The 20,510-nt window shown below is 54.5% G+C and carries 21 protein-coding genes and 1 pseudogene; 12 read left to right on the forward strand and 10 right to left on the reverse strand.

The annotated features are described in order from the left end of the window. Positions 1–8: 8 nt before the first annotated feature. Together FPT15_RS15070 and FPT15_RS15075 are read right to left on the reverse strand one after the other, a co-directional pair. Entirely contained in the window at positions 9–1,082 is a 1,074-nt protein-coding gene (locus FPT15_RS15070; protein WP_032861748.1) for a hypothetical protein, read from the reverse strand. An 84-nt stretch (positions 1,083–1,166) separates the two neighbouring features. Continuing rightward, positions 1,167–1,400: a hypothetical protein gene (locus FPT15_RS15075; protein WP_242461448.1), complete on the reverse strand. Its 234-nt coding sequence runs from the start codon at positions 1,398–1,400 to the stop codon at positions 1,167–1,169. A gap of 272 nt (positions 1,401–1,672) precedes the next feature. On the opposite strand from FPT15_RS15075, the gene FPT15_RS15080 reads away from it, so the two are divergent. Together FPT15_RS15080 and FPT15_RS30040 are read left to right on the forward strand one after the other, a co-directional pair. Continuing rightward, entirely contained in the window at positions 1,673–2,080 is a 408-nt protein-coding gene (locus tag FPT15_RS15080; protein ID WP_145162378.1) for a hypothetical protein, read from the forward strand. 18 nt (positions 2,081–2,098) lie between these two features. Then, positions 2,099–2,305, forward strand: a complete 207-nt coding sequence (locus FPT15_RS30040) for a hypothetical protein (protein ID WP_032861746.1) — start codon at positions 2,099–2,101, stop codon at positions 2,303–2,305. Between the two features lie 19 nt (positions 2,306–2,324). Here FPT15_RS30040 and FPT15_RS15090 read toward each other — a convergent pair whose 3' ends face one another. Continuing rightward, entirely contained in the window at positions 2,325–3,119 is a 795-nt protein-coding gene (locus tag FPT15_RS15090) for a hypothetical protein (RefSeq protein ID WP_145162381.1), read from the reverse strand. A gap of 281 nt (positions 3,120–3,400) precedes the next feature. Then, positions 3,401–4,357, reverse strand: a complete 957-nt coding sequence (locus tag FPT15_RS15095; protein WP_178119698.1) for a restriction endonuclease — start codon at positions 4,355–4,357, stop codon at positions 3,401–3,403. Between the two features lie 356 nt (positions 4,358–4,713). On the opposite strand from FPT15_RS15095, the gene FPT15_RS15100 reads away from it, so the two are divergent. Then, positions 4,714–5,772, forward strand: a complete 1,059-nt coding sequence (locus FPT15_RS15100) for a hypothetical protein (RefSeq protein WP_145162386.1) — start codon at positions 4,714–4,716, stop codon at positions 5,770–5,772. A gap of 75 nt (positions 5,773–5,847) precedes the next feature. On the opposite strand, the gene FPT15_RS30365 is transcribed toward FPT15_RS15100, so the two are convergent. Further along, positions 5,848–6,402 carry a hypothetical protein gene (locus FPT15_RS30365; protein ID WP_145162389.1) on the reverse strand — a complete coding sequence of 185 codons (555 nt, stop codon included), beginning with the start codon at positions 6,400–6,402 and terminating at the stop codon, positions 5,848–5,850. A 435-nt stretch (positions 6,403–6,837) separates the two neighbouring features. On the opposite strand from FPT15_RS30365, the gene FPT15_RS15110 reads away from it, so the two are divergent. The 5 genes from FPT15_RS15110 to FPT15_RS15130 all read left to right on the forward strand — a co-directional run bounded on the left by FPT15_RS15110 (position 6,838) and on the right by FPT15_RS15130 (position 10,868). Further along, a complete protein-coding gene (locus tag FPT15_RS15110; protein ID WP_145162393.1) occupies positions 6,838–7,572 on the forward strand; it encodes an ABC-three component system protein in 735 nt (244 codons plus the stop codon). 37 nt (positions 7,573–7,609) lie between these two features. After that, positions 7,610–7,780, forward strand: coding sequence for an ABC-three component system middle component 7 (locus FPT15_RS15115; protein ID WP_242461450.1), 171 nt, complete (start codon positions 7,610–7,612; stop codon positions 7,778–7,780). Beyond that, positions 7,773–9,401 carry a DUF2326 domain-containing protein gene (locus FPT15_RS15120; RefSeq protein ID WP_145162399.1) on the forward strand — a complete coding sequence of 543 codons (1,629 nt, stop codon included), beginning with the start codon at positions 7,773–7,775 and terminating at the stop codon, positions 9,399–9,401. The genes FPT15_RS15115 and FPT15_RS15120 overlap by 8 nt, the downstream gene beginning before the upstream one ends. Positions 9,402–9,490: 89 nt before the next feature. Beyond that, positions 9,491–10,183, forward strand: a complete 693-nt coding sequence (locus FPT15_RS15125; protein ID WP_145162402.1) for a helix-turn-helix domain-containing protein — start codon at positions 9,491–9,493, stop codon at positions 10,181–10,183. Between the two features lie 28 nt (positions 10,184–10,211). Next, positions 10,212–10,868, forward strand: a complete 657-nt coding sequence (locus FPT15_RS15130) for a DUF4365 domain-containing protein (RefSeq protein WP_256676462.1) — start codon at positions 10,212–10,214, stop codon at positions 10,866–10,868. 260 nt (positions 10,869–11,128) lie between these two features. On the opposite strand, the gene hrpB is transcribed toward FPT15_RS15130, so the two are convergent. Both hrpB and FPT15_RS15140 read right to left on the reverse strand, forming a co-directional pair. Then, positions 11,129–13,651, reverse strand: coding sequence for an ATP-dependent helicase HrpB (gene hrpB, locus FPT15_RS15135; RefSeq protein ID WP_145162405.1), 2,523 nt, complete (start codon positions 13,649–13,651; stop codon positions 11,129–11,131). Between the two features lie 129 nt (positions 13,652–13,780). Then, positions 13,781–14,161, reverse strand: a pseudogene (locus FPT15_RS15140) (DEAD/DEAH box helicase); the annotation flags it as partial. A gap of 252 nt (positions 14,162–14,413) precedes the next feature. Between FPT15_RS15140 and FPT15_RS15145 the strand changes: the two are divergent. Together FPT15_RS15145 and FPT15_RS15150 are read left to right on the forward strand one after the other, a co-directional pair. Further along, positions 14,414–14,833 carry a polyribonucleotide nucleotidyltransferase gene (locus FPT15_RS15145; protein ID WP_106579351.1) on the forward strand — a complete coding sequence of 140 codons (420 nt, stop codon included), beginning with the start codon at positions 14,414–14,416 and terminating at the stop codon, positions 14,831–14,833. Between the two features lie 15 nt (positions 14,834–14,848). Next, complete coding sequence (locus FPT15_RS15150) at positions 14,849–15,742, forward strand: cation diffusion facilitator family transporter (protein ID WP_145162411.1); 894 nt, start codon at positions 14,849–14,851, stop codon at positions 15,740–15,742. On the opposite strand, the gene FPT15_RS15155 is transcribed toward FPT15_RS15150, so the two are convergent. Then, positions 15,739–16,833, reverse strand: a complete 1,095-nt coding sequence (locus tag FPT15_RS15155) for a DUF6515 family protein (protein WP_145162414.1) — start codon at positions 16,831–16,833, stop codon at positions 15,739–15,741. The genes FPT15_RS15150 and FPT15_RS15155 overlap by 4 nt on opposite strands. A 442-nt stretch (positions 16,834–17,275) precedes the next feature. Between FPT15_RS15155 and FPT15_RS15160 the strand changes: the two genes are divergently transcribed. Both FPT15_RS15160 and FPT15_RS15165 read left to right on the forward strand, forming a co-directional pair. Next, positions 17,276–17,755 (forward strand): Lrp/AsnC family transcriptional regulator, encoded by a 480-nt coding sequence (locus FPT15_RS15160; protein ID WP_003194418.1) that lies wholly within the window; start codon positions 17,276–17,278, stop codon positions 17,753–17,755. Positions 17,756–17,950: 195 nt separating this feature from the next. Further along, a complete protein-coding gene (locus FPT15_RS15165) occupies positions 17,951–18,160 on the forward strand; it encodes a DUF2788 domain-containing protein (RefSeq protein WP_007975837.1) in 210 nt (69 codons plus the stop codon). Here FPT15_RS15165 and FPT15_RS15170 read toward each other — a convergent pair. Then, positions 18,155–18,790 carry a pseudouridine synthase gene (locus FPT15_RS15170; protein WP_145162417.1) on the reverse strand — a complete coding sequence of 212 codons (636 nt, stop codon included), beginning with the start codon at positions 18,788–18,790 and terminating at the stop codon, positions 18,155–18,157. The two genes, FPT15_RS15165 and FPT15_RS15170, sit on opposite strands and share 6 nt — an antisense overlap. 72 nt (positions 18,791–18,862) lie before the next feature. Further along, positions 18,863–20,335: an AMP nucleosidase gene (gene amn / locus FPT15_RS15175; protein WP_178119700.1), complete on the reverse strand. Its 1,473-nt coding sequence runs from the start codon at positions 20,333–20,335 to the stop codon at positions 18,863–18,865. Positions 20,336–20,510 lie beyond the last annotated feature (175 nt).

Below are 20,510 nucleotides of genomic sequence, written 5' to 3' on the forward strand. Positions count from 1 at the left end.
GCGCACTGCTAAATTTTCTCAGATAAGCCCTCGCAAGAGGGATCATCATCCTTTACGAAGAAAGTCATAGCCGTCCTGGACTGTAAGCAGTTCTCGGCTTGTTCACTTATGAGTGATCGAGCGTAAGGATCAGCCCACATCTGCATCACACCTTCTCGTCGAAATACTTCAAGCGGCAACGGCGTTGTAGCAAAAGGGTTGTGATAGATACGCAGCCCATCGGTGATCCCTTCTGAGGCTTCGTTGCCTCTGGACACAGTGCGCTTCATCTCGCCATTCGGTAGCGACCAGACAGACGATATGACCGCATCCGGATTTCCGCACATGGCATCTACTTTTCCCCAAGTGGCCAGATTACTGAATATCACGGCGCTAATGTGGCTGAAGCGCAAGCAATCGAAAAACCCCAGTTCGATTTCAGCACCGTTATCTTTCTGTACGCTTCCCAAAGATTTCCCCTCTAATCCGTTAGGAAAGCGCTCCGGATTAGCCAGGTATTCCGCTTCATCTACGTAGTAATCGAATAGCAGGGCTTCGATAGCCCGGTAGGCCTGGAGGTTGAAACCCGGCTGTTCGAACGGTGCTACTGCTAAGACAAATGGGCGTCCTTGGACATGCGGATGATGCTGATACTTATCTTGGAATTTTTGTGATTTGCTCATGAACGCGTTGGCCAACCTGATTATCGCGACCCGATTGAGCTCATTGAAATCAACGTCTTCAAAGAACTCCGCTGTCATGGGCCTACCCCACTCCGGGGTAGCGTCAATGGAATGGTTGGCAGTGGTTGCTTCCACCGTAAACGTAATGTCTGCTGACGAAACTAGAAAATCAGGGGCTGGATAAGTCCAGTCGAAAGCAAAGCCATACTCGCGGAACACTGCGTGAAGATAGATTTCCCAAAAGCTTGAGTTAAACGTGGTCTGAAACTCACGTACGAATTTGTTATCCCTGTCTGGAAATCCATCAAGCCAGCGTTGCAGCTCCTCTCGCTGGTAAAGCCTGCCGGGTCGTCCGTCAGATATGGTGCGAAAGTGTGGATGAAGCCTGTCCTGTTCGTACAAGGGCTTTAGCAAGTCCATTTCGGCCTCCCGGTGTGCAGAATCAGGAATGTTTACATTCTAGTTAAAGCGTATTTTCAGGCTACTTCGACCGAAGATCACTTCTCACGTACCTCGCAAATCTTTCTGAGTTGAAGCTTGTTCGGGAACGCCAACAACTTGCGCTGAACGAGCCTCCTTGGCCTCTTTGAGCCTCTGCTCAGCGTACATAGCCGGATCATCATCTGGCAGCGGGTAGCCTGCAGCAGATAGAGCTTCGGCGCGCTCTTCAATGAGCAGACGCTCAGGATCGCGAACCGTTTGGTAGGCTCTGCCTAGTACGCGTCGAGTTGTGTCCATTCCCGGCTCCCCAGAAGGCTGATGAATAAGAGCGACTAAATTACTTTTAGAACGATAACAGAACGCTTCGAATAGCGATGCCGAGCTCCGAATCATGAAGGTAGGATGCGTTGCGATCTATGCTTCCCATAGGCTCAGACACCAAGCAAGCGGAGCGCGCAGGCGTGAGGGATGCGAGCCCGCAGGGACGAGACACGCCTTGGCGGGGCTCGATTCACAGCAGCCTGACGCCGCAGGCGGCACGCCATCAACGCCAACAAGAGGTAACTCAAATGCCCGACGATGAACTCCGCGAACTGGAGGCCAAGAGACGAAAAGCTTTGTGGATGCTTGCGAACATATCTCCAGGCGATTCGAAGGCGTTCGATCCCTTATCCATTCTTGATGACCTTGAACTTCAAGAGCGAAAAGACTCCCCTCATGCTGACAAGGCACTTGAGTTCAACCAGCTTCGGGATTGTGTCACCGTGCAGTATCACCACTCCGGAATCGACATCATTTTGGAGCAGACTATCCCCCAGCCCTGGAGGGAACGCTTCAGTCAGGCGAGTATCGGGTCGACCAGATTGTTAGATGGGCCTTACGCTGCGGACTGGTATAAATTCCTGGCTTGTTGGGAATCAGAGATGCAGCACCTCGAGGCACACAGAGCTGCCAGCAGTAAGCCCAAGCTGGATTGATGCAGACGGAGAAAAGACGTGGAACGAGACAGCGATGACACCGTGTATTGCGATATCCAAATGCCGGTGGCTCAAGGGCGGGAGCTATTGACGTTAGTGAATGTCCTGCGAGAGTCGAAAGCTCATCCAAGTCTCGACAGAGTTTTTGAACACATGCAGTACGAGCTCAGCACGTCGATTGATATAGTCGAAAATCCGCCGACTTGGGGCCTTTGGCGCGAATGATTCCCTCATCACGGTGTTACTAGCCAATAGCAAAGCCGCTATATAACGTTGAGGGTTGGATTTCGAAAAATTTATTTCTGGCGTCTATGGTCGGCATGGATGTGCGCAGGAATAGCGTCACTTTTTGGCCATCTACCAGGAGGTTAAAATAGGGTTCGCTCGACCTTACCCTAACCCGGATTTGTGCTCTGTTAGCACCATTGGCAAATTTGCTGAACGTTTTGATATAGAACGAGCCGTTAAATAAGTTAACCGATGCAGTTCCAAAAACAATGGTATTGCTCCAGTTTACTGAGTTGACATCCTCCCCAGCGTGACTCAACGGAACGAATGCATCAAAGTAATTGAGCGGCTCATTTTCTATATAAAGCTGATGCTCGACTCGTTCGTTCATGCTCAAAATTCTCCAAGCATCGACAACTTCCTGTAGCGTGCCAGGGTGGATTGCTGGAGAGCTCTGAACTTGTTGAGCAAGCGCAAGCATTTGTGCTCGCGTAGGCATGGCCTTTTTTTTCGTAGTAGGAACTGCGCCTAAGTGGCTTGGGATGATCGTGGGTGCTACTGCCATTGCAACTTTTTTTTGCTCTCCCTGTACATTGGAGTTCTCGATGGATTCCTTTTCATTCTTACATCCCGTGATATGCCTGTTTGGTGCCCTAAAAAATTTGTTGTTCCTTTGCGCTGGGACGACCTTTTCCAAGCAGTTCTGCTCAGGACAAAAATAATAGAAAGTGGAGTTGTCTTTTGCGTACTCTGCCGACACGTTGGCGCCCACCTCCCAGCACACTGCGGTGGTCATCAATTCAGAGCTCATATTTCATATTCCCTCATTCGTCCGAGAACTCATCCTATCCACAGTGATGGCCCATGACTATCTGTGGTTTTCATCTTGTCCTGAGACCAGTGGCGACGGCGGTGGGGCCTGATCGCGAATTACGACAGGCTACCTATGTGCAAATGCCTTGGGATGAAACTAGGATCGATTCTGCACGTCGCTCCCAACGTCCTGCCGCAACAGGAGTCGGCGATTAATGCCATTGGAAAACCATCTCATACGTCACCTCCAGAATTAGCCGGGCTAATCACATCGCCTTCTTATAGGCTTTCGAGGTAGGGCTTCTTATCAATCACTGCAGCACGTACCTTGCTTCGCAGGAGACTGACCAAGTCGCTTTTGTTCATGAGCAGCACCACGATTTCCCTTAGCGTGCAAAGCACCATCGTTTTCTGGGTTGAGTGAGTGACGCACTCGGCAATAGTGGTAGAGGCAAAATCTGAGTTCGAGATGAAGATTCCTCGAGCGTCAGCTCTCGCAAACAGTCTAATCATGTGCGCCGCGAGATCATTCACTCCTACTGGATCCTTGAGCCATTTCATCTCTACAAGGTAAATGTGTCCTTCAAACTCGATGACTCCATCTATTTGCTCAACGACGGCGCCTCCAGATTGATCAAGTCGCTTGAAGTCTTCTCGTAAAAGGATTCCGTGTGCCCTGAACAGGTCGTTCAAAACTCCTTCCAAGAGCTTGCCGCGCTTTTGAGGTTCTCTATCCATACCAAAGAGAGCACTCAGCCGATCACGCACGTCTTCAACTTTACGATCCCTCGCTGCAGCCGCTTGACGCTCGGCTCGTGCCTTGGCGGCAACCTCGGCTTGAGCGGCCTCTCGTTGCTGGTTCATTCGGGTAAACGAGTCTTTAACATTGACGATGCGCGCCAGGTCTCCCACGTTAGCTTTAGCCTTGTGAACATTGTTGGGCCAGCATCCTGAAAACTCCTCGAACTCCACCACTCGTTTGATGATTTCGCGCCTAGCCGCCAAGCCCCCATCCCCTCGCTTATTCAGCTTTTCAAGGACGTCGCGAACTATGGCAAATGTACTGACTGAATCACGGTTTGTTTTAACCGTGACGTCCATCAGCGCGAGATCATCTTGAGGCACTCCTGCCCCCCGTAAAAAAAGCAGCACATCAGCCTTACTTTTGCAAAGTAGCGGGATGGTGTCGACCAGCAGGTTAAAGACATCAGGGGGATAGTGGTAGCGCGCGTCCATGTTCCAGCCCAGCACGTGGTGGTGAAATGCAAGAGTAGCTACCAAGACCACAAAGACACCATCGGTGGATGTGAAAAAAGCTCATGACGGACATATCTTGGTAGCAGGCAAAGCTCCTGCGCCATGCTACGGCCTCATCTGATTAGGTTTTGGGGCATGTGGCACAAGCGTTGAGTGATGCCCATTGATACTTAACATCGTCACGGGGCGTCAGAAGTTTCGTATCAGACTCCCTAGTAGGTTGAATCATCCTGGCGATGTGCTATCCATTGGGTATATACGCTATCGTTGGAAACAGGGTATCCCACCGGGGCGCATCTATCGGCGCGACCAATGCCTATCTGCAAGGAAGAACCATGCGCCTCGATCAGATGCCGTACCACTCGATGCCTACTCTAGCCGTACTCCCATTCCGTCAATTTGGAATCGGCTGGTCATGGCAACTGCGAGCCCTGAAGCTCTTCCCTGACTCCCTGCTCGCCTGGAAACGCTATTTCTACGATAACGGCCAGGGGCATGCACGTGGTTCCTCATTTAGCACCTTTGCAGAAGCCATGATTGCGGCAGATGCGTTCAACCAGACCATCGCCGAGCGCATAGGCATAGCGGTGCTTGATCCCGTGCTCCAAGCCTCAGTCACCCTAAAGGTCGACAAGGCTTTGACTGCGGCTCGCCGCATTCAGGACGAAGAGGAGCTAATGGAGCGCGAGGCGATCAAACGTAATGCTCATCTGCCCCGCCCAGCCATCCGAGATTTAAATCTGCCCAGTAAGATGGACAGTTTGCGGGAGCCGCTACACGAACAGCTTATACGTGCCCCGTATTTGCAAGTGGTTGCAATCGCAAGGTTTAACGCTTGTCTTCGTCGTACCGGAGACATGGAATGGGAAGAGATCGGCGCTCTAACCCCGAAGCGCTCACAGATATGCCTTAGAGAATTTACTGCCAAGGGTTTTGGTCTTTCGGCAGCTGATCACTGGGGAAGAACCAAGGCACAGATTCGTGCTCTGCTGCTTCCAAGAGCTAACCAGCTACTTCAACTGGCCAGCGTCAAACAAATGCTTGCCGAAGCCAGGATGCGCGGCCAGAGGGTGCTGGTCTGTGGAGGCTTCGTGTTCTGGTTCGAGGATGATGGGCAGCCGAGGTGGGTCATCAAGAACACCGGGGGCGAGTCCAATAACGAAGAAGGTTCGACGCTATGGCATGAAGGCACTATTTTGTCCAAAAATCATGGTCGGATCGTAGTGCTTCCATATATCAAGGAAAATGGCGAGCGGGTGCAAGGCCACACTAAGAACGCGCCACATGACGGAAAAGCTCTACCTCGTCATCGAGATCAATATGTCACCCTTCCGTTCGAAATCCTGGAAGGAGATCTCATGATCGGTTTGTTCGGAGAGCTGCACTATGAGTGACAACCGAACAGCACTTGATGCGCCCCCCCCCACCCCGCATCGATGACCGTGAAATCAATGGTCAAGCGAGGACAATCAGAGCTCCGCATCCCATGCATCCATCGCCTCACTCACGGTAGCCAACCAGCGGAGATGATCGTTCTGTATAGCATGGGCGACGTGCCTGGCTGTGTTGGCTTCGATCCAAGATGGAAGACTATGCGAGCTCTCTGAGAACAGGTTTGCAGTCGCGACAGCGAATCGCCCCGTACTCGTAGATTGGAGGCACACGTACCGCACTACAGCGCCACTCAGCAACCGACGCCAAGCCACTACCTCGATACAGTCCATGGTGCTCACCGGAGCCTCTACGGTGGAACTCACTAACGTTTCCACTTGGGCATCTTCCGCTGCTCTGAATGATCGGTTAGGCGCTTCTGGCCTGTGGACAAGATGCTTCAACTGCTCACGCGAGGCGACTATCTGGTCGCGGAGCTCTTCGGGGTCGATAGACATGCCACCCCGGTCGGTGACCGAAAGAGTCTTTAATCCGTTCGCTGCCAGGATGAACTCACGCTCGCGCTTCTGCTCCCAATCGGGACGGCGGTCGGGATAGAGGACGTTAAAGACGCATTTTAAAAACTTCAGCATCATTCCTAGCCTGATTTGAGGGAGGCAAGCTCTGGCGATCATACCTCACAGCTTCAATGATGCTCACACCGCCATTGGTTGCCCCTTCCTCAAAAGGCGGGGCTTAGCTATACCGGCGATGATGGCAAAATGGTATGTTGCGCGAGACAAGTGGAAATCAGGCACAGGGAATGTGGAATTTTAAACAGGCAACCTGCGAAAGCAGGATGTCTTTATCACTAGGCACAGCCGCACCGTTGGTTGACAGCGTCTTGCTGCCCTCACAATCACCCGTAGGTCAGGCGTTCTTGTTTTGCCGCTTGGAACCTATACCTGCGCCTCTTCATTACTCTTCCATCAGCCAACCGGGGCACTGCTCAGCCCTGAGTGGCATGCAGACAACTTAGGTTTTATATGGCGAATGTAAGGACAACTTACCATCCTGAAGAGCACAGCATGCTTTATGCGGAAACAGGTGGTATCTGTCCGCTTTGCGCTCGTGTAATCATAGATAAGAAGCCAGGTTCCAAAAACCCTAGAAAGTTTTATGAAATCGCTCACATCTACCCTCTGAATCCAACTGCCGCTCAAACTCTGGCACTGATAAATCACACGATTCCTATCGACATAAACGGTCTCGGCAACGTGATCTGCTTGTGTCCTTCTTGTCACCGGAAGTATGACAAGGACTTTAAGATTGAAGAGTATGATCGGTTACGGGAAATTAAGGATGGCTTCATCCGAGATACCGAGGCAAGAAAGTCGATTTCTGAACACAGCCTCAGGATTGAGATAAAAGAACTGATTGAGTCATTCGCTGATCTAGACGACGAAAGCCTCGTCGCTTTTGACTTAGAACTTAATGCCTACACCTTAAAAGAGAAACTAAAGAAAGGCGCTACCAACATCCTGAAACGCAACATACGAAACGACGTGGTTGGCTATTTCGTGACAATTCGGGATGAACTGCGGCTGCTTGAGCAAAGGGATCAAGCATCAGTCAAGATGCTGCTCAACCAAGTAAATACCTATTTTTGGGCGATGCATAGAGAGCACCCTGACAACAAGGATGTAATTTTCAATTATATCGCTCAATGGATTAGCGCCAAAAGCGGCAAATCGCTGGATGTTTCGAAGATCATAACTTCATTCTTTGTTCAAAACTGCGAGGTTTTCGATGTTAGTGCCTAGTAAGTTTACGAAGCTGGAGGAATCTACGATTTTCAAGATGCACGTAATCCTAGCAGAGAAGGAGCCTGGCGAAACAGTAGCCCAAGCCCTCGCGAAGACTCGCGATAAATTCTTAGACACTTCTGAATTTCTTGCTGCGATGGATGTTCTTTTTTTTCTAGGTTATTTAGATATTCAAGATGAAACTGGAGTGATTGAATATGCTTAAACAAGTGAAGTGCAGCCTATTCAATCAAACCCCTATTGAATTCCATGCTGGACTAAATATTGTCCTTGGTGATGACGAAGCCAAGAACTCCATTGGCAAATCCTCAGCTCTCTTGGTGATCGACTTCGCAATGGGCGGTAATAGCCTATTGGTAGACGACGCCGGAGTTATTAAGGTGCTGGGGAACCATTCATACGAAATCACATTTGACTTCGGTGGCGCCCCCCTATTCGTAACTAGGTCTACTGAGCAGCCAGACGTTGTTGATGTCTGCGACTCCAACCATGTTAAACAAGACGAAATATCACTAGAAGCGTATAGAGAAAAGCTAAAAAGCCTCTACGACCTATCTGAGCTAGAGAGCACCTTTCGATCCATTGTTGGCCCATTTGCTCGGATATGGAACAAGGGCGAAGCCGATCCAGATCACCCATTGGCGGGAGCTTCAAAAGAAAGGCTCAGCGCCGGGGTGGCCAGGCTGCTCGATCTCTTTGAACGCACCGGTGATGTTTCCGTGGAGCGGGCTGTACTTCAGACCTTGAAAGATAAAAAAGATCTGATGAGAAAGTCGATGACTGCGGAAATCATTCCACGGATCACGATGACCAAATACAAATCCAACAACCAGCTAATTAAAACTAATGCGCAAGCTATTAGTGATATCAAGGATAATTTCGCTGGAGCTATCACCGCATACGAAGCCCTGTTCGACGAAAAATTAAGGGCCATCCAACAAACCAAAAACGAAATGATAAATCAGAGAAATCTGATTTCAGCTAGAAGAGAAAAGCTTCAGAGGGACATATCTGGCGTAACACCTCGCCTCGCTGCAAACATAGCTCTCGTTGCTGAATTTTTCCCAGAAGCCAACCTAGAAAGACTCGAACAGGTAGAGCAATTCCACGCAAAAATTGGCAAGCTAGTCAGCAAAGAACTTAAAAGCGAACTTGAGCTTTTGGTCGCAAATGAATCTGAGATTACCGGACTTATCACCGACTTGGATCAACAAATAAAACTCACCCTTAAAGCCAAAGGCACCCCCACAGATCTATTCACGAAAGTCTTTGAACTTAAAGAGGTTACCGACAAGGCTAGGGAAGAGAATAAATTCTTCGAGCAGAAGGTTTCCATTGATGATAGCGAGGCCGCTTCCAAAACTCGACTAGACGCTATCTACGACAAAATATTTCTTGAGATTGAAGGCACCATTAACCAGAAGCTTGAGAAATTTAACAATACTGTTTATGGGCCTGAGCGCAACCCGTCACAGCTTCGCATTAAGAATGCAAACTCTTACAGCTTTACTTCGCCATTGGATACTGGAACAGGAAAATCGTATGCAGGCTTGGTTGGATTTGATTTGTCAATGCTTTCGCTCACGCGTCTGCCATTTGTCATCCATGATTCGATGATCTACAAAAACATCGAAATTGCCGCCACTGAGCATATCATTCGAATTCTCGCCTCATTTAAACAAAAGCAAATTTTCCTAGCTTTTGATGAAGCGAAAAAGTTCAGCCTCGCGACTCAGCAGATCCTGCAAAACAATAAGGTATTACAATTGCATCGCGACAAGCTGCTCTATACCAAGGACTGGCGGGCAAAAGTGAAGAGGACATAAAGAGGCCTGTCGGGTACATGTCGTGTCACCGCGATCCGCGCCTGTTCATACTCGGTTCATCACATCAGCCTAGTAGCAGGAGACACGATATGAGCACCTTTGACACCACTGAAACACGCACTCTGAGCAAAGCCGAACTGGGGCGGGTAATCAGGTATCTGAGAGAACTTCGCCAATGGTCTCAAGAGACGTTGGCGGAGCTCGCCCAGACGACAACCCGCACCATCCAAAGAATCGAAGCCGGTTCGGGCACGAGTATCAACACCCTACGCTCCATCGCCAGTGCATTTGAATTCCGAGACATCGACGCTTTCAGTAAACCGATGGCCATCCCTACCGATGAACAAATGAAAGCTGCACGCGAGCAGTTTGAGAATGATTATGTGGTACGTAGGGCTCTCAAGCCCGCGTCGGGAAGGTGTTTGGCTAGGCTTGCAGCTGAGACCGTCGGCGATTACATCGAGCCCGCCTTCGAACCCTCATGTGATCAAGCACTAGCATTCGCGGAGCTGACTGATTACCTACGCGACTATCGCGACTGCGCCGAGCACTACTCAAGCACCGCCCGCCTTGAGGTTTTTGATCAGTTGCAGGAGCTCCTAGACCGGCTCAGTGCTCTGGGCGTAACGTTACGCTACGCGACCAGACAGATAGTGCAGAAGGACGCCTCCGAACCGCAGCAGAAACCACAGCCAGTGGGTCAGGTGCTTTACCTCTTGGCATTCATGCATGGAGAGGCTCCGGAAGAACTCGGACTGCCAAGGAAGCTTAATTTTCGGTAAACCTTATCTAAAGGCAACTCGACAAAACATGAAATACCCATCCAAGATTGCAACAGGCGATGCTGGAGAATATTTTTTTGCCTACAAGATTTCGTATGTTCTCGGTTGGCCTTGTCGGCTCTTCGATATCGACATTGGCATTGATGCACAAGTCGAAATACTGGACGAGAATCGAAATAGCACCGGGCGATTTGTCGCCTTCCAAGTGAAAACTTCTGCAGATGAGGAGCCTCAGCCTTACTGGTACGTTTCGAAAAATCAGCTCGACTACTGGCGCGACATGGACATACCGGTATTTGTTGCATTGGTCTCGCTAAAAAAGCAGACTATTCACTTGCATCAAATAAAGAAAAAATCCCGCTACCACATAACTGAGAAAGACTCAGTCCGGATTGATTTTGATTTAGTTAATGAGCACTTCACCGAATCAAGCGGCAAGCGAATTAAGGCGGCAGCCGAAGAAAGCACCATGTCGGCAATAGAGGAACATTTGTCTAAAGTCCAGATTAAGATCGACGAAGTCAAATCAGCAATCGAAGAGATGGACGATTACTCAGACCCACCCAGCTTAATTGATATTATGAACAGTAGGTGGGGGCCTACAATGACTTATTACAAGCCAAAACTCTTTCCGCCAGTTATAAGGTCGGGGCACCCGAATGCAAGAAAATGGAAGAAACCTTAGAGGCAGCCCTGAATGAGCTGAGAACTTTCATGGAAGACTGGAATATGCATATCGATTGGGATGACCGAAAGTACGGGGACGGCGAGATTCAAAAATTCATTGATGAGGCTTAATACCTCACCAACACATTTATCACCCTGTTAGCGTCTTATTTGACACATGCGAAACAAGAGAAGCATGCGGGTTTTGGTTCGCGGATCACGGTTCAATGACTGCCGAAGGCAGCCTCACAATGCCGCCAGCAACATTCTCATCCCTCATCAGGATTTTCTGGGCTTGGCTCGCGCGGTTGGCTCAGCCACCAATGGGTCTTCGGGCCAATAATGCTTTGGATATCGGCCCTTAAGATCCTTCTTTACTTCCACGTAGGTGCTGCGCCAGAAATTTGCGAGATCTTGGGTAACTTGCACCGGCCTGCGGGCCGGCGACAGGAGATGCAAAACCAGCGATTGCTTACCAAGGGCAATGCGTGGGGTTTCTGCTAGGCCAAAAAGCTCCTGCAGGCGCACTGCGAGGACTGGTGGATGCTGCGAGTAGTCGATACGAATATTGGAGCCGGAAGGCACCTGGATGGTCTGAGGTGCCTGAGTCTCCAGTTCCTGTGGAAGCGGCCAAGGCAGAAGACTTCTGACAATCGAAGCCAGATCCAGATGACTGAAGTGGCTGAGCCTCGCGACTTTGCCCAAGTACGGTGTGAGCCACTCTTCCAATGTGGCCAGAAGATTGGCATCGCTGAGGTCAGGCCACTTGCTTTCTGCTTGGCCATTGTGGATATCCAGCTGACGCAGCAGATCGACCCGCGCCTGCCATTGGCGCAGCTCAGGGTTCCAAGGCAGGAGCTCGAGGCCCTTACGCCTCACCAGGTTGACCAAGGCCAACGAACGGGTTTGCTCATCAAGATTCGGCAGGGGTGTCGTCGACAGGATGAGATGCCCAACCTTCAACTGCCGCTCAGCCTTAAGCACCCCTTCCCTTTCATCCCAATCGACCTCATCGACAGACCTCACGAGGTCATCTAGCTCGTCATCGAAAAGGGCCGGATCGAGGTCACTCGCCAGGTAGATCCGCTCCTCACGCTGGCCTTGCCGGCTACCCAGATCGGCTACCACCAGCCACTCGTGCTTGGTGAGAGCATCAGGCTCTGAGAACACGGCAGCCCGACCGTTGGAGAGACGGTACTCGGATGCACTTGCACGCCTCTGGAGACCGATTCGGTCAGGGTAGGCGAATGCCAGTAGACACCCTACCCATCTTGGGTGATCGGGTTCGCTGACAGGGTGAACGACACTCCCTCGTAGCAGGGATCGATACTGCCGAGCAGACTGCTTCACGCGCTGAAAGGAGCCACCGTCTCGACGTGAATGTTGCTCGCCGGATAATGCACTCAATCTGGCGTGAAGATCGGCACCTGCACCGCGCAAAATATCCTTCTCACCCAGCAGCGCCGCGATGTTGCAAGCAAGGTCATCCAGCCCCATCGCGTTGCCTTTAATGAGCATGTGAGCGATCCGTGGATGCGCTGGGAGCTCGCTCATGGCTGATCCGTGTGGTGTGAGCTGTCCACCATCGTCGAGTGCGCCCAGGCGCTTCAGCAGGTCTCTACCTTGGCCGAAGGGAGCTGATGGAGGTTGGTCGAGCCAGGCCATCTCCTCTGGCTTCATTCCCCACCGCGCCAACTGGAGTGCCAAGGCTGCAAGATCAGCCAGCAAAATTTCAGGGGTACTGTAGCCAGCCATTTGCTCGTGCTGCGACTCAGACCAAAGGCGATAGCAGATACCTGGTTCCAATCGCCCTGCCCGCCCTGCACGCTGAGTAGCACTGGCCTTCGAAATACGCTGTGTGTCGAGCCGGGTCATTCCACTGCGAGGATCGAACTTCGGCACTCGCTCGAGACCACTATCCACCACCACTCTGACACCTTCGATGGTCAAGCTAGTCTCCGCGATGTTCGTGGCCAGTACGATCTTCCGGGAGCCTTTGGGTGCCGGGTCTATCGCAGCACGCTGAGCATTTAAGTCGAGGTCGCCGTACAGAGGACATACGATTACCTCTGGACGACCACTCAACTGCTCCTTGAGCGCCTCAGCCACCCGCCGAATCTCTGCCTGCCCAGGAAGGAAAACCAAAACGCTTCCCGACTGTTCGTTGATGGCAGCCAAACAGGTGTCAGTGACTCGCGCATCCATACGCTCGCCCGGCTGATATGGACTGCCCCAAACCGGTACGACCGGATACATCCGGCCCTCACTGGTGACCACAGGCGCATCATTCAGCACCTTTGAAAGACGAGCACCGTCCAGCGTTGCGGACATCAGAAGCAACTTCAGTGGCGGCTCATCACGCAGAAGCTCCCGAGCACTCACGCACAAGGCCAGCGCAAGGTCGGAGTCGAGGTTTCTAAGGTGGTACTCATCGAAGATAACCACGCCCACTCCATCAAGCGCGGGGTCATCTTGAAGTCGGCGAGCCAAGATGCCTTCGGTCACCACTTCAATCTGGGTGCGAGGGCCTACCTTGCTTTCAAGGCGAATGCGGTATCCGACAGTCTCACCAACCTTCTCACCAAGCTCACTCGCCAAACGTTCAGCGGCGGCCCGAGCAGCCAATCGACGAGGCTCGAGCATCAGGATCTTCTGATCACCAAGCCAAGGTTCACTCAGTAGTGCTAGGGGCACTCGAGTGGTCTTGCCCGCACCAGGAGGAGCTTCAAGGATTACTTCGTGGCGGTTGGCCAGGGCCTCTCGTAGGTCTGGCAATACGAGGTCAATAGGTAGTGAAATCATCGAGGCTCCCAAATCAGGGAGGCAGTATACGACGGGGGATCAAGCGAGGAGATTAAGCCCTCAGACTGAGACGGCGTTGTTTGAGAGTTTTTGACAAGAAAGTGATGGTTTCTGTGCATTCAGCAAAACGTGGAATTCGTCAAAGATCAGCAGGCCCACGCCTTCCAGCGCCGGGTCGTCCTGCAAGCGGCGGGTGAGGATGCCTTCGGTGACCACTTCGATACGTGTATTGGGGCCGACTTTGCTGTCGAGGCGAATGCGATAGCCGACGGTTTCGCCGACCTTTTCGCCCAGTTCGCTGGCCAGGCGTTCGGCGGCCGCGCGCGCGGCCAGGCGCCGGGGTTCGAGCATCAGGATGGTCTGCCCGGCCAGCCATGGCTCGTTCAACAAGGCCAAGGGCACGCGGGTGGTTTTACCGGCGCCGGGCGGCGCTTCCAGCACGGCTTCATGGCGAATCGCCAAGGCGTCACGCAGGGCGGGTAAAACATCATCGATCGGCAACGAATTCATACTGGCTCCAAAGCAGAGCGGCGAGTATAACGGCGAACTGCCGGATGCCGGTGCTGGTCTCAAAGACACCTCGTTCTTCCTTAATTGGAATACAGGTAAATGTAGGAGCTGGCTTGCCTGCGATAGCGGTGGGTCAGCTAGGCATGTGTCACTGATCCACCGCTATCGCAGGCAAGCCAGCTCCCACATTGGATCATCGTCGTCTGATGGATCTGGCTTATAGTCACCTTTAAACGTGTTCAGGAGATTCCCATGCGTATCGCTTCCCGTGTCATCGGCGGTGTCCTCGCCGTCACCCTGCTGAGCCAACTGACCGCCTGTGGCTCGATTTTCTACCCGGACCGCCGTGGCCAGATCGACGGCAAGATCGACCCGGCGATTGCCGTGCTCGACGCCGTGGGCCTGCTGTTCTACGTGATCCCCGGCCTGATCGCATTCGGCGTGGACTTCGCCACCGGCGCGATTTACTTCGAGCCCGGCAAAACGGCTCAAGTCGCGCCCGAGAAACTGCATGAAGCCATCGGCGCCGACGGCAAGGTCGATAACGCCAAGCTGCAAACCATCATCCAGAAGGAAACCGGCCGCACCCTGCCGCTGGATGATCCGCGCATGATCCAGTTCAAGGGCAGCGTGCAACAACTCGCCTCCCTGGGCCTGCAGCCCGCCGCTTAAGGATTCGACCCGCTTATGACCAGCAGTCCCGAACACGCAAGGCTCTTGCGCCTGGCCACCCGCGCGTCGGTGGGCGTGGCCTGTGCGCTGATTATTACCAAGGCCATCGCCTGGTGGTTCAGTGGCTCGGTGAGCATGCTCGCCGGGTTGACCGACTCGCTGCTCGATGGCGTGACCTCGTTGCTGAACCTGCTGGCAGTGCATTACGCGCTGCGCCCGGCCGATGATGACCACCGTTATGGGCATGGCAAGGCGGAGTCGCTGTCGGGCATGGCACAGGCGTTGTTTATCGCCGGCAGTGCGGTGTTGATCGCGTTCCAGGCGTACCAGCGTTTGCACCATCCGGAACCAGTCGGCGCGCCTTGGCTGAGCATCGGGGTGATCGTGTTTTCGCTGGTGATGACGGTGGCGTTGCTGATGCTGCAACACCGGGTGATCCGCGAAACCGGCTCCAACGCCGTGCGCGCGGACTCGCTGCACTACCGTTCGGACTTGATGCTCAATGGCAGCATTCTGGTGGCGTTGGTGTTGGCGGGGTTCGGCTTCAATCAGGTCGATGCCTGGTTCGGCCTGGGCATCGCCGCGTACATTTTGTGGAGCGCCATCCAGATCGCCCGTGAAAGCTTTGCGGTGTTGATGGACGAGGAACTGCCAGCCGATGTGAGCCAGCACATGCTGGAACTGGCGCGCGGTGTGCCAGGCGTGTTGGGTGCACATGATTTGCGCACGCGGATTTCCGGCAGCCACTGGTTTGTGCAACTGCATCTGGAGTTGCCGGGGGAATTATCGTTGTCGGTTGCTCACGGCATCAGCGACCAGGCCGCCGATGCCATTCACAACGCCTACCCGCGCGCCGAAGTGCTGGTGCACGCCGACCCGCGGGAAGTGGTCACGGGCAATAAGGCCTAGTACTGCACCTGATACCCGCGGCTGGTGAGGCAGTTGCCCTGGGCTTGGCGGTAGGTTTGCACCACCGCGGGGTCTGGGGCGTAGGTGACGGTCCGAGGGTCGAAACCGCTTTGTTGCACTGCCCAGCGATAACAGTCGTAGCCGTCCTGCTGCACCTGCGCCGGTGACTGGCCGTTGGCCGGGTAGGCCACCACGTCATAGCCATTGCCCTGCGGCGCGGGTTGCGGTGCCGGCACTTCTGTCGGCGGCTGCACTACCACGTACTGCTGGGTGGCGCTTTCGTAGGTGTAGTACGAACCCGCTGCGAGGAAGAACAGCGCACTCCCCACCCACACTTCGCGCGCATAGTCCGGCAGGTATTGCACGCGGATGCCGTACGGCGGCGTCACCACGACATAACGCGGGCCTTGCGGGCGATACCAGTAGCCGCCGGAAAAGAAGTAATCCTGGCCACGGTAAGGCACGCGGTAGTTGCGGTCGGGAAACCGATCCACCGTATAGCCGGGGCGATATTGCGGGCCAGGGCCCCAACCAGTGCCGTGCCCACTGGGGCGACCCGGCCAGCGGTTGTCGTTGGGGTGACCATTGTTGAACCCGCCACCTGGGCGCCCGGGGCCATTGCCGGCCTGCCAATGCTGGTTGCCATCGTTACGGCGCGGGATGTCCTGATAGTGACCCTGGCGCGGCTCCTGGGTTTGCCGAACCGTGTCCGGGCGCCCCTGAATCGGCAGGTCATTCGCGGGCTGCGGCGCTGGCCGAGGCTGTTCGGCACCTTGCGGGCGACCTTGCCATTGCCCACCGCCGTGCTGCTGTTGTTCGGCGCGATCAAAATGCTGGTTTTGCGGCCGAGGCTGATTGTTCTCGACACGCGGGTTCTGCAGGCGCGGCTGGTTGATTTCCGGGCGCGGTTGATTGTTCTGCGGGCGTGGTTGGTTATTTTGCGGTCGCGGCTGTTCGTTGCCTTGCCGTCCGCCTTCGGGACCTCTTTCATGCTGACCGCCCCCTTCAGAGCGCGGGTCGTCGGCCATTACTTGCGAGCCAACGGTCATTATCAGCAAACCTACACCTGCCATACGCCAGATGCGCTTCATGCTATTCCTCACTGCGGATAAGGGCCTAGAACGTCCGGCCTCATAGATGAGACTGGAAAAGCCTCGCCCGGTTCTGAGACAGATTATCAGTCACGAGAAGTATTTTTTTGGGTAAAAACGCGCGCAAAGAAAAAGGGGTGACCCGTCGGCCACCCCTTGAGAATTTCGTCCGTGCTCAACGCTTTTGACGTTGGCTCACCTCACGCCGTCTTGTGGACAGTGTGCAGCCTGGAGGCCGACTCAACCCTGCTGGGGCGGCGGCCGCAGCGGGCCTGATTGGGCGGGCTGCAGTGGACTGTTGTCCAGGCGGTGATTCTGTTGGTAATCATAGGCCCGCCGCGCCGACAGATGATTGCGAAGATTGCGTCAATAAACAGTGCTTGCGCAATTTTTAACCCTTCATAGATAATTCGCCGCAATAGTTACGACAAAGGCCAACCCAATGAGCAAGCTTGACCGATACGACCTGAGTATTTTGGCGGAATTGCAGCGCGACGCGAGGATCTCCAACCAGGAGTTGGCCGAGCGTATCGGCTTGTCGCCTTCGCCCTGCTCGCGCCGGGTCAAGCAGCTTGAAGACGATGGTTACATCGCGCGCCAGGTCGCCTTGCTCGATCGCAAGATGCTCGGCCTGAGCCTCACTGCCTATGTGCTGATCGGCATGGACCGCCACACACCCGAGCGTTTCGAGAATTTCGAAGCGGCGATTCGCACCCTGCCGCAAGTGCTCGAATGCAGCTTGGTCACCGGGATGGATGCGGACTATCAGTTGAAAGTGGTGGTACCGGACATGGATCACTATCAAAAACTGCTGCTGGGCCACCTGACCCGCATTGAAGGCGTGACCAGCGTGCGGTCGAGCTTTGTGCTCAATCAGGTACTCAACAGCACCGAATTGCCGCTGACACACCTGCGTACTTAAGGTCGCAGAAGATCAAATGTGGGAGCTGGCTTGCCTGCGATACAGGCCACTCGGTGTATCAGCCAGCCCCAGTTGATGCTATCGCAGGCAAGCCAGCTCCCACATTGACCGCCTCAAGACTCAGGTCAATGTTGCGCCTGAAGCCCTGCTTTATACTTCCCGCCTGCCCTGCCGGAAAATTCCCACATGAACAACATCGACCCCGCCGTGTTTGAAGAATGGATGATGACCGGCCTGGTCACCATTCTGATCATTTTCATGGGCTTTATCGTTTGGGACTTGGCGAAAAAATCCAAAGCCGGGCGCTTTGGCTCGTTCATTCTGTTCTTCGTACTGGGCCTGGGCGTGGCCGCATTCATCATCAAAAGCGTGGTGATCGGCCTGATCGAATCCGGCGCCTTATAAACGCGCCGGCACTTCCTTCCACTGGCCTTGGTCCAGGCCGTCAATCGACCAATCACCAATGCGCACGCGCACCAGACGCAAGGTCGGCAGGCCCACCGCAGCGGTCATGCGCCGTACCTGGCGGTTACGCCCTTCACGAATCACCAGCTCCAGCCAGTGCGTGGGCACGCTCTTGCGAAAACGCACCGGCGGATTGCGTGGCCACAATTCAGGTTCGTCCAACTGCCGGGCTTGCGCGGGCAAGGTCATGCCGTCATTAAGCTCCACGCCGTCGCGCAGGCGCTGCAATTGCTCTTCGGTCGGTTCGCCTTCGACTTGCACCCAGTAGGTTTTCGCCAGCTTGTGCTTGGGGTCGGCAATCCGCGCCTGCAGTTGGCCATCGTTGGTCAGCAGCAACAGGCCTTCACTGTCACGGTCCAGGCGGCCAGCCGGGTAGATACCGGGGATGTCGATAAAATCCTTGAGGGTCGCGCGCCCGCCTTCGTCGCTGAACTGGGTCAGCACGTCGAAGGGTTTATTGAACAGGATCAGTTTCGGCTCGGCCGGTGGCGCCTTGGCGACACGCCGGAGAGCGGGATACGCAGGTTTCACGCCAGGGCGGCGCGAGTCGGGACGGGTGGGACGGGACATGGCAAAAGGAACATCTAACGGTCAGGACCGACAATGCTAGTGGCCTGACCGCTAAATGACCATCCCAACCGCTTAGCGGAACGGCGGCTCGTCGAAGCTGCGCAGTTTGCGCGAGTGCAGCGAGTTGAGTTCGGTGCGCAACAGGTCCACCGCCTCGATGCCGATCTTCAAGTGTTGGCTGACCGCACGCTCATAGAACGCGTTGGCCGAACCTGGCAGCTTGATCTCGCTGTGCAGGGGTTTGTCCGAGACGCACAGCAACGTGCCATATGGCACCCGCAGACGATAACCCTGGGCGGCGATGGTGCCGCTTTCCATGTCCACGGCCACGGCGCGGGACAGGTTGATCAGCGGCCGTTCCTGGGCCCAGCGCAGCTCCCAGTTGCGGTCGTCGTAGGTCAACACGGTGCCGGTGCGCAGGCGCTTTTTCAGCTCCTCGCCTTTTTCGCCGGTAACGTTGGCCGCCGCTTGCTGCAGGGCCATCTGCACTTCGGCCAGGGCCGGGATCGGAATATTCGGCGGCACTACGCGGTCCAGAATCCCGTCGCGGCGCATGTAGGCGTGGGCCAGTACGTAATCGCCAATGGTCTGGGATTGGCGCAGGCCGCCGCAGTGACCAATCATCAGCCAGCAATGCGGGCGCAGCACGGCCAGGTGGTCGGTGATGTTCTTGGCGTTGGACGGGCCGACGCCGATGTTCACCAGGGTCACGCCGTGGCCATCAGTGGCCTGCAGGTGATAGGCCGGCATCTGGTAACGGTGCCAGACCACGCCCGCCGCAATCGCCGAGGCTTCGCCGTGGTCCATGCTCTTGTCGATGATCACGTTGCCCGGCAGCACCATGCGGATAAACCGCGGGTCACTGCGCAATTGCTCCAGGCCATGCAGGATGAACTGGTCAACATAGCGATGGTAGTTGGTCAGCAGGATCCACGGCTGCACATGGCGCCAGTCGCTGCCGGTGTAGTGCACCAGACGGCGCAGGGAGAAGTCCACGCGGGCGGCATCGAACAGCGCCAGCGGCAGCGGGTCGGTGTTTTCCCAGTCGTAAAGGCCATCGGCGATACCGTCGGTGGCCGCGGACAGGTCGGTGCTGGGGAACACGCGCGCCAGGGTCGCGGCGGTCACGCCGGAGCCGGCCAGTTCGTCGCCCTGCTCCACCACATACGGGTACGGAATATTCTGTTGGCTCACGCCGACTTCTACCGTTACGGTGAAGTCGTGCATCAGCGGCACCAGTTGCTCCAGCAGGTACTTACGGAATGCGCCCGGATGGGTGACGGTGACGCTGTAGGTCCCCGGCAACTGAACCTTGGCGTACGCCCGAGTGGTCTGTGGGACTTCGCCATGGCAATGGTAGGTCAAGCGCAGTTCTGGATAGCGAAACAGTGCGCGTTGCGCGGCGTCGGGCTCGACGCGGTCCTTGAGGTATTGCTTGAGGGCTTGATTGAGCGCGCCGGTAGCACGCTCGTGAAGAGCCGCCAGCCGATCCACGGCTTCTTCGGCGGTTTGAACGACAACAAAAGCTTCGGTCACGGTAAGCATCCTGTGTTCTGACTTGCAGGCCTTTATCTTGCCTGTATCCCGGCCTCACTGAAACAGTAGTGATTGGAATGCGGTTAATAATGTGGGAGCGGGCTTGCTCGCGAATGCGGTGTATCAGTCACCTGCTCAGTCACTGAAGAACCGTATTCGCGAGCAAGCCCGCTCCCACATTTTG

It is taken from the genome of Pseudomonas sp. RGB (assembly GCF_007713445.1).
Taxonomy (GTDB): Bacteria; Pseudomonadota; Gammaproteobacteria; order Pseudomonadales; family Pseudomonadaceae; genus Aquipseudomonas.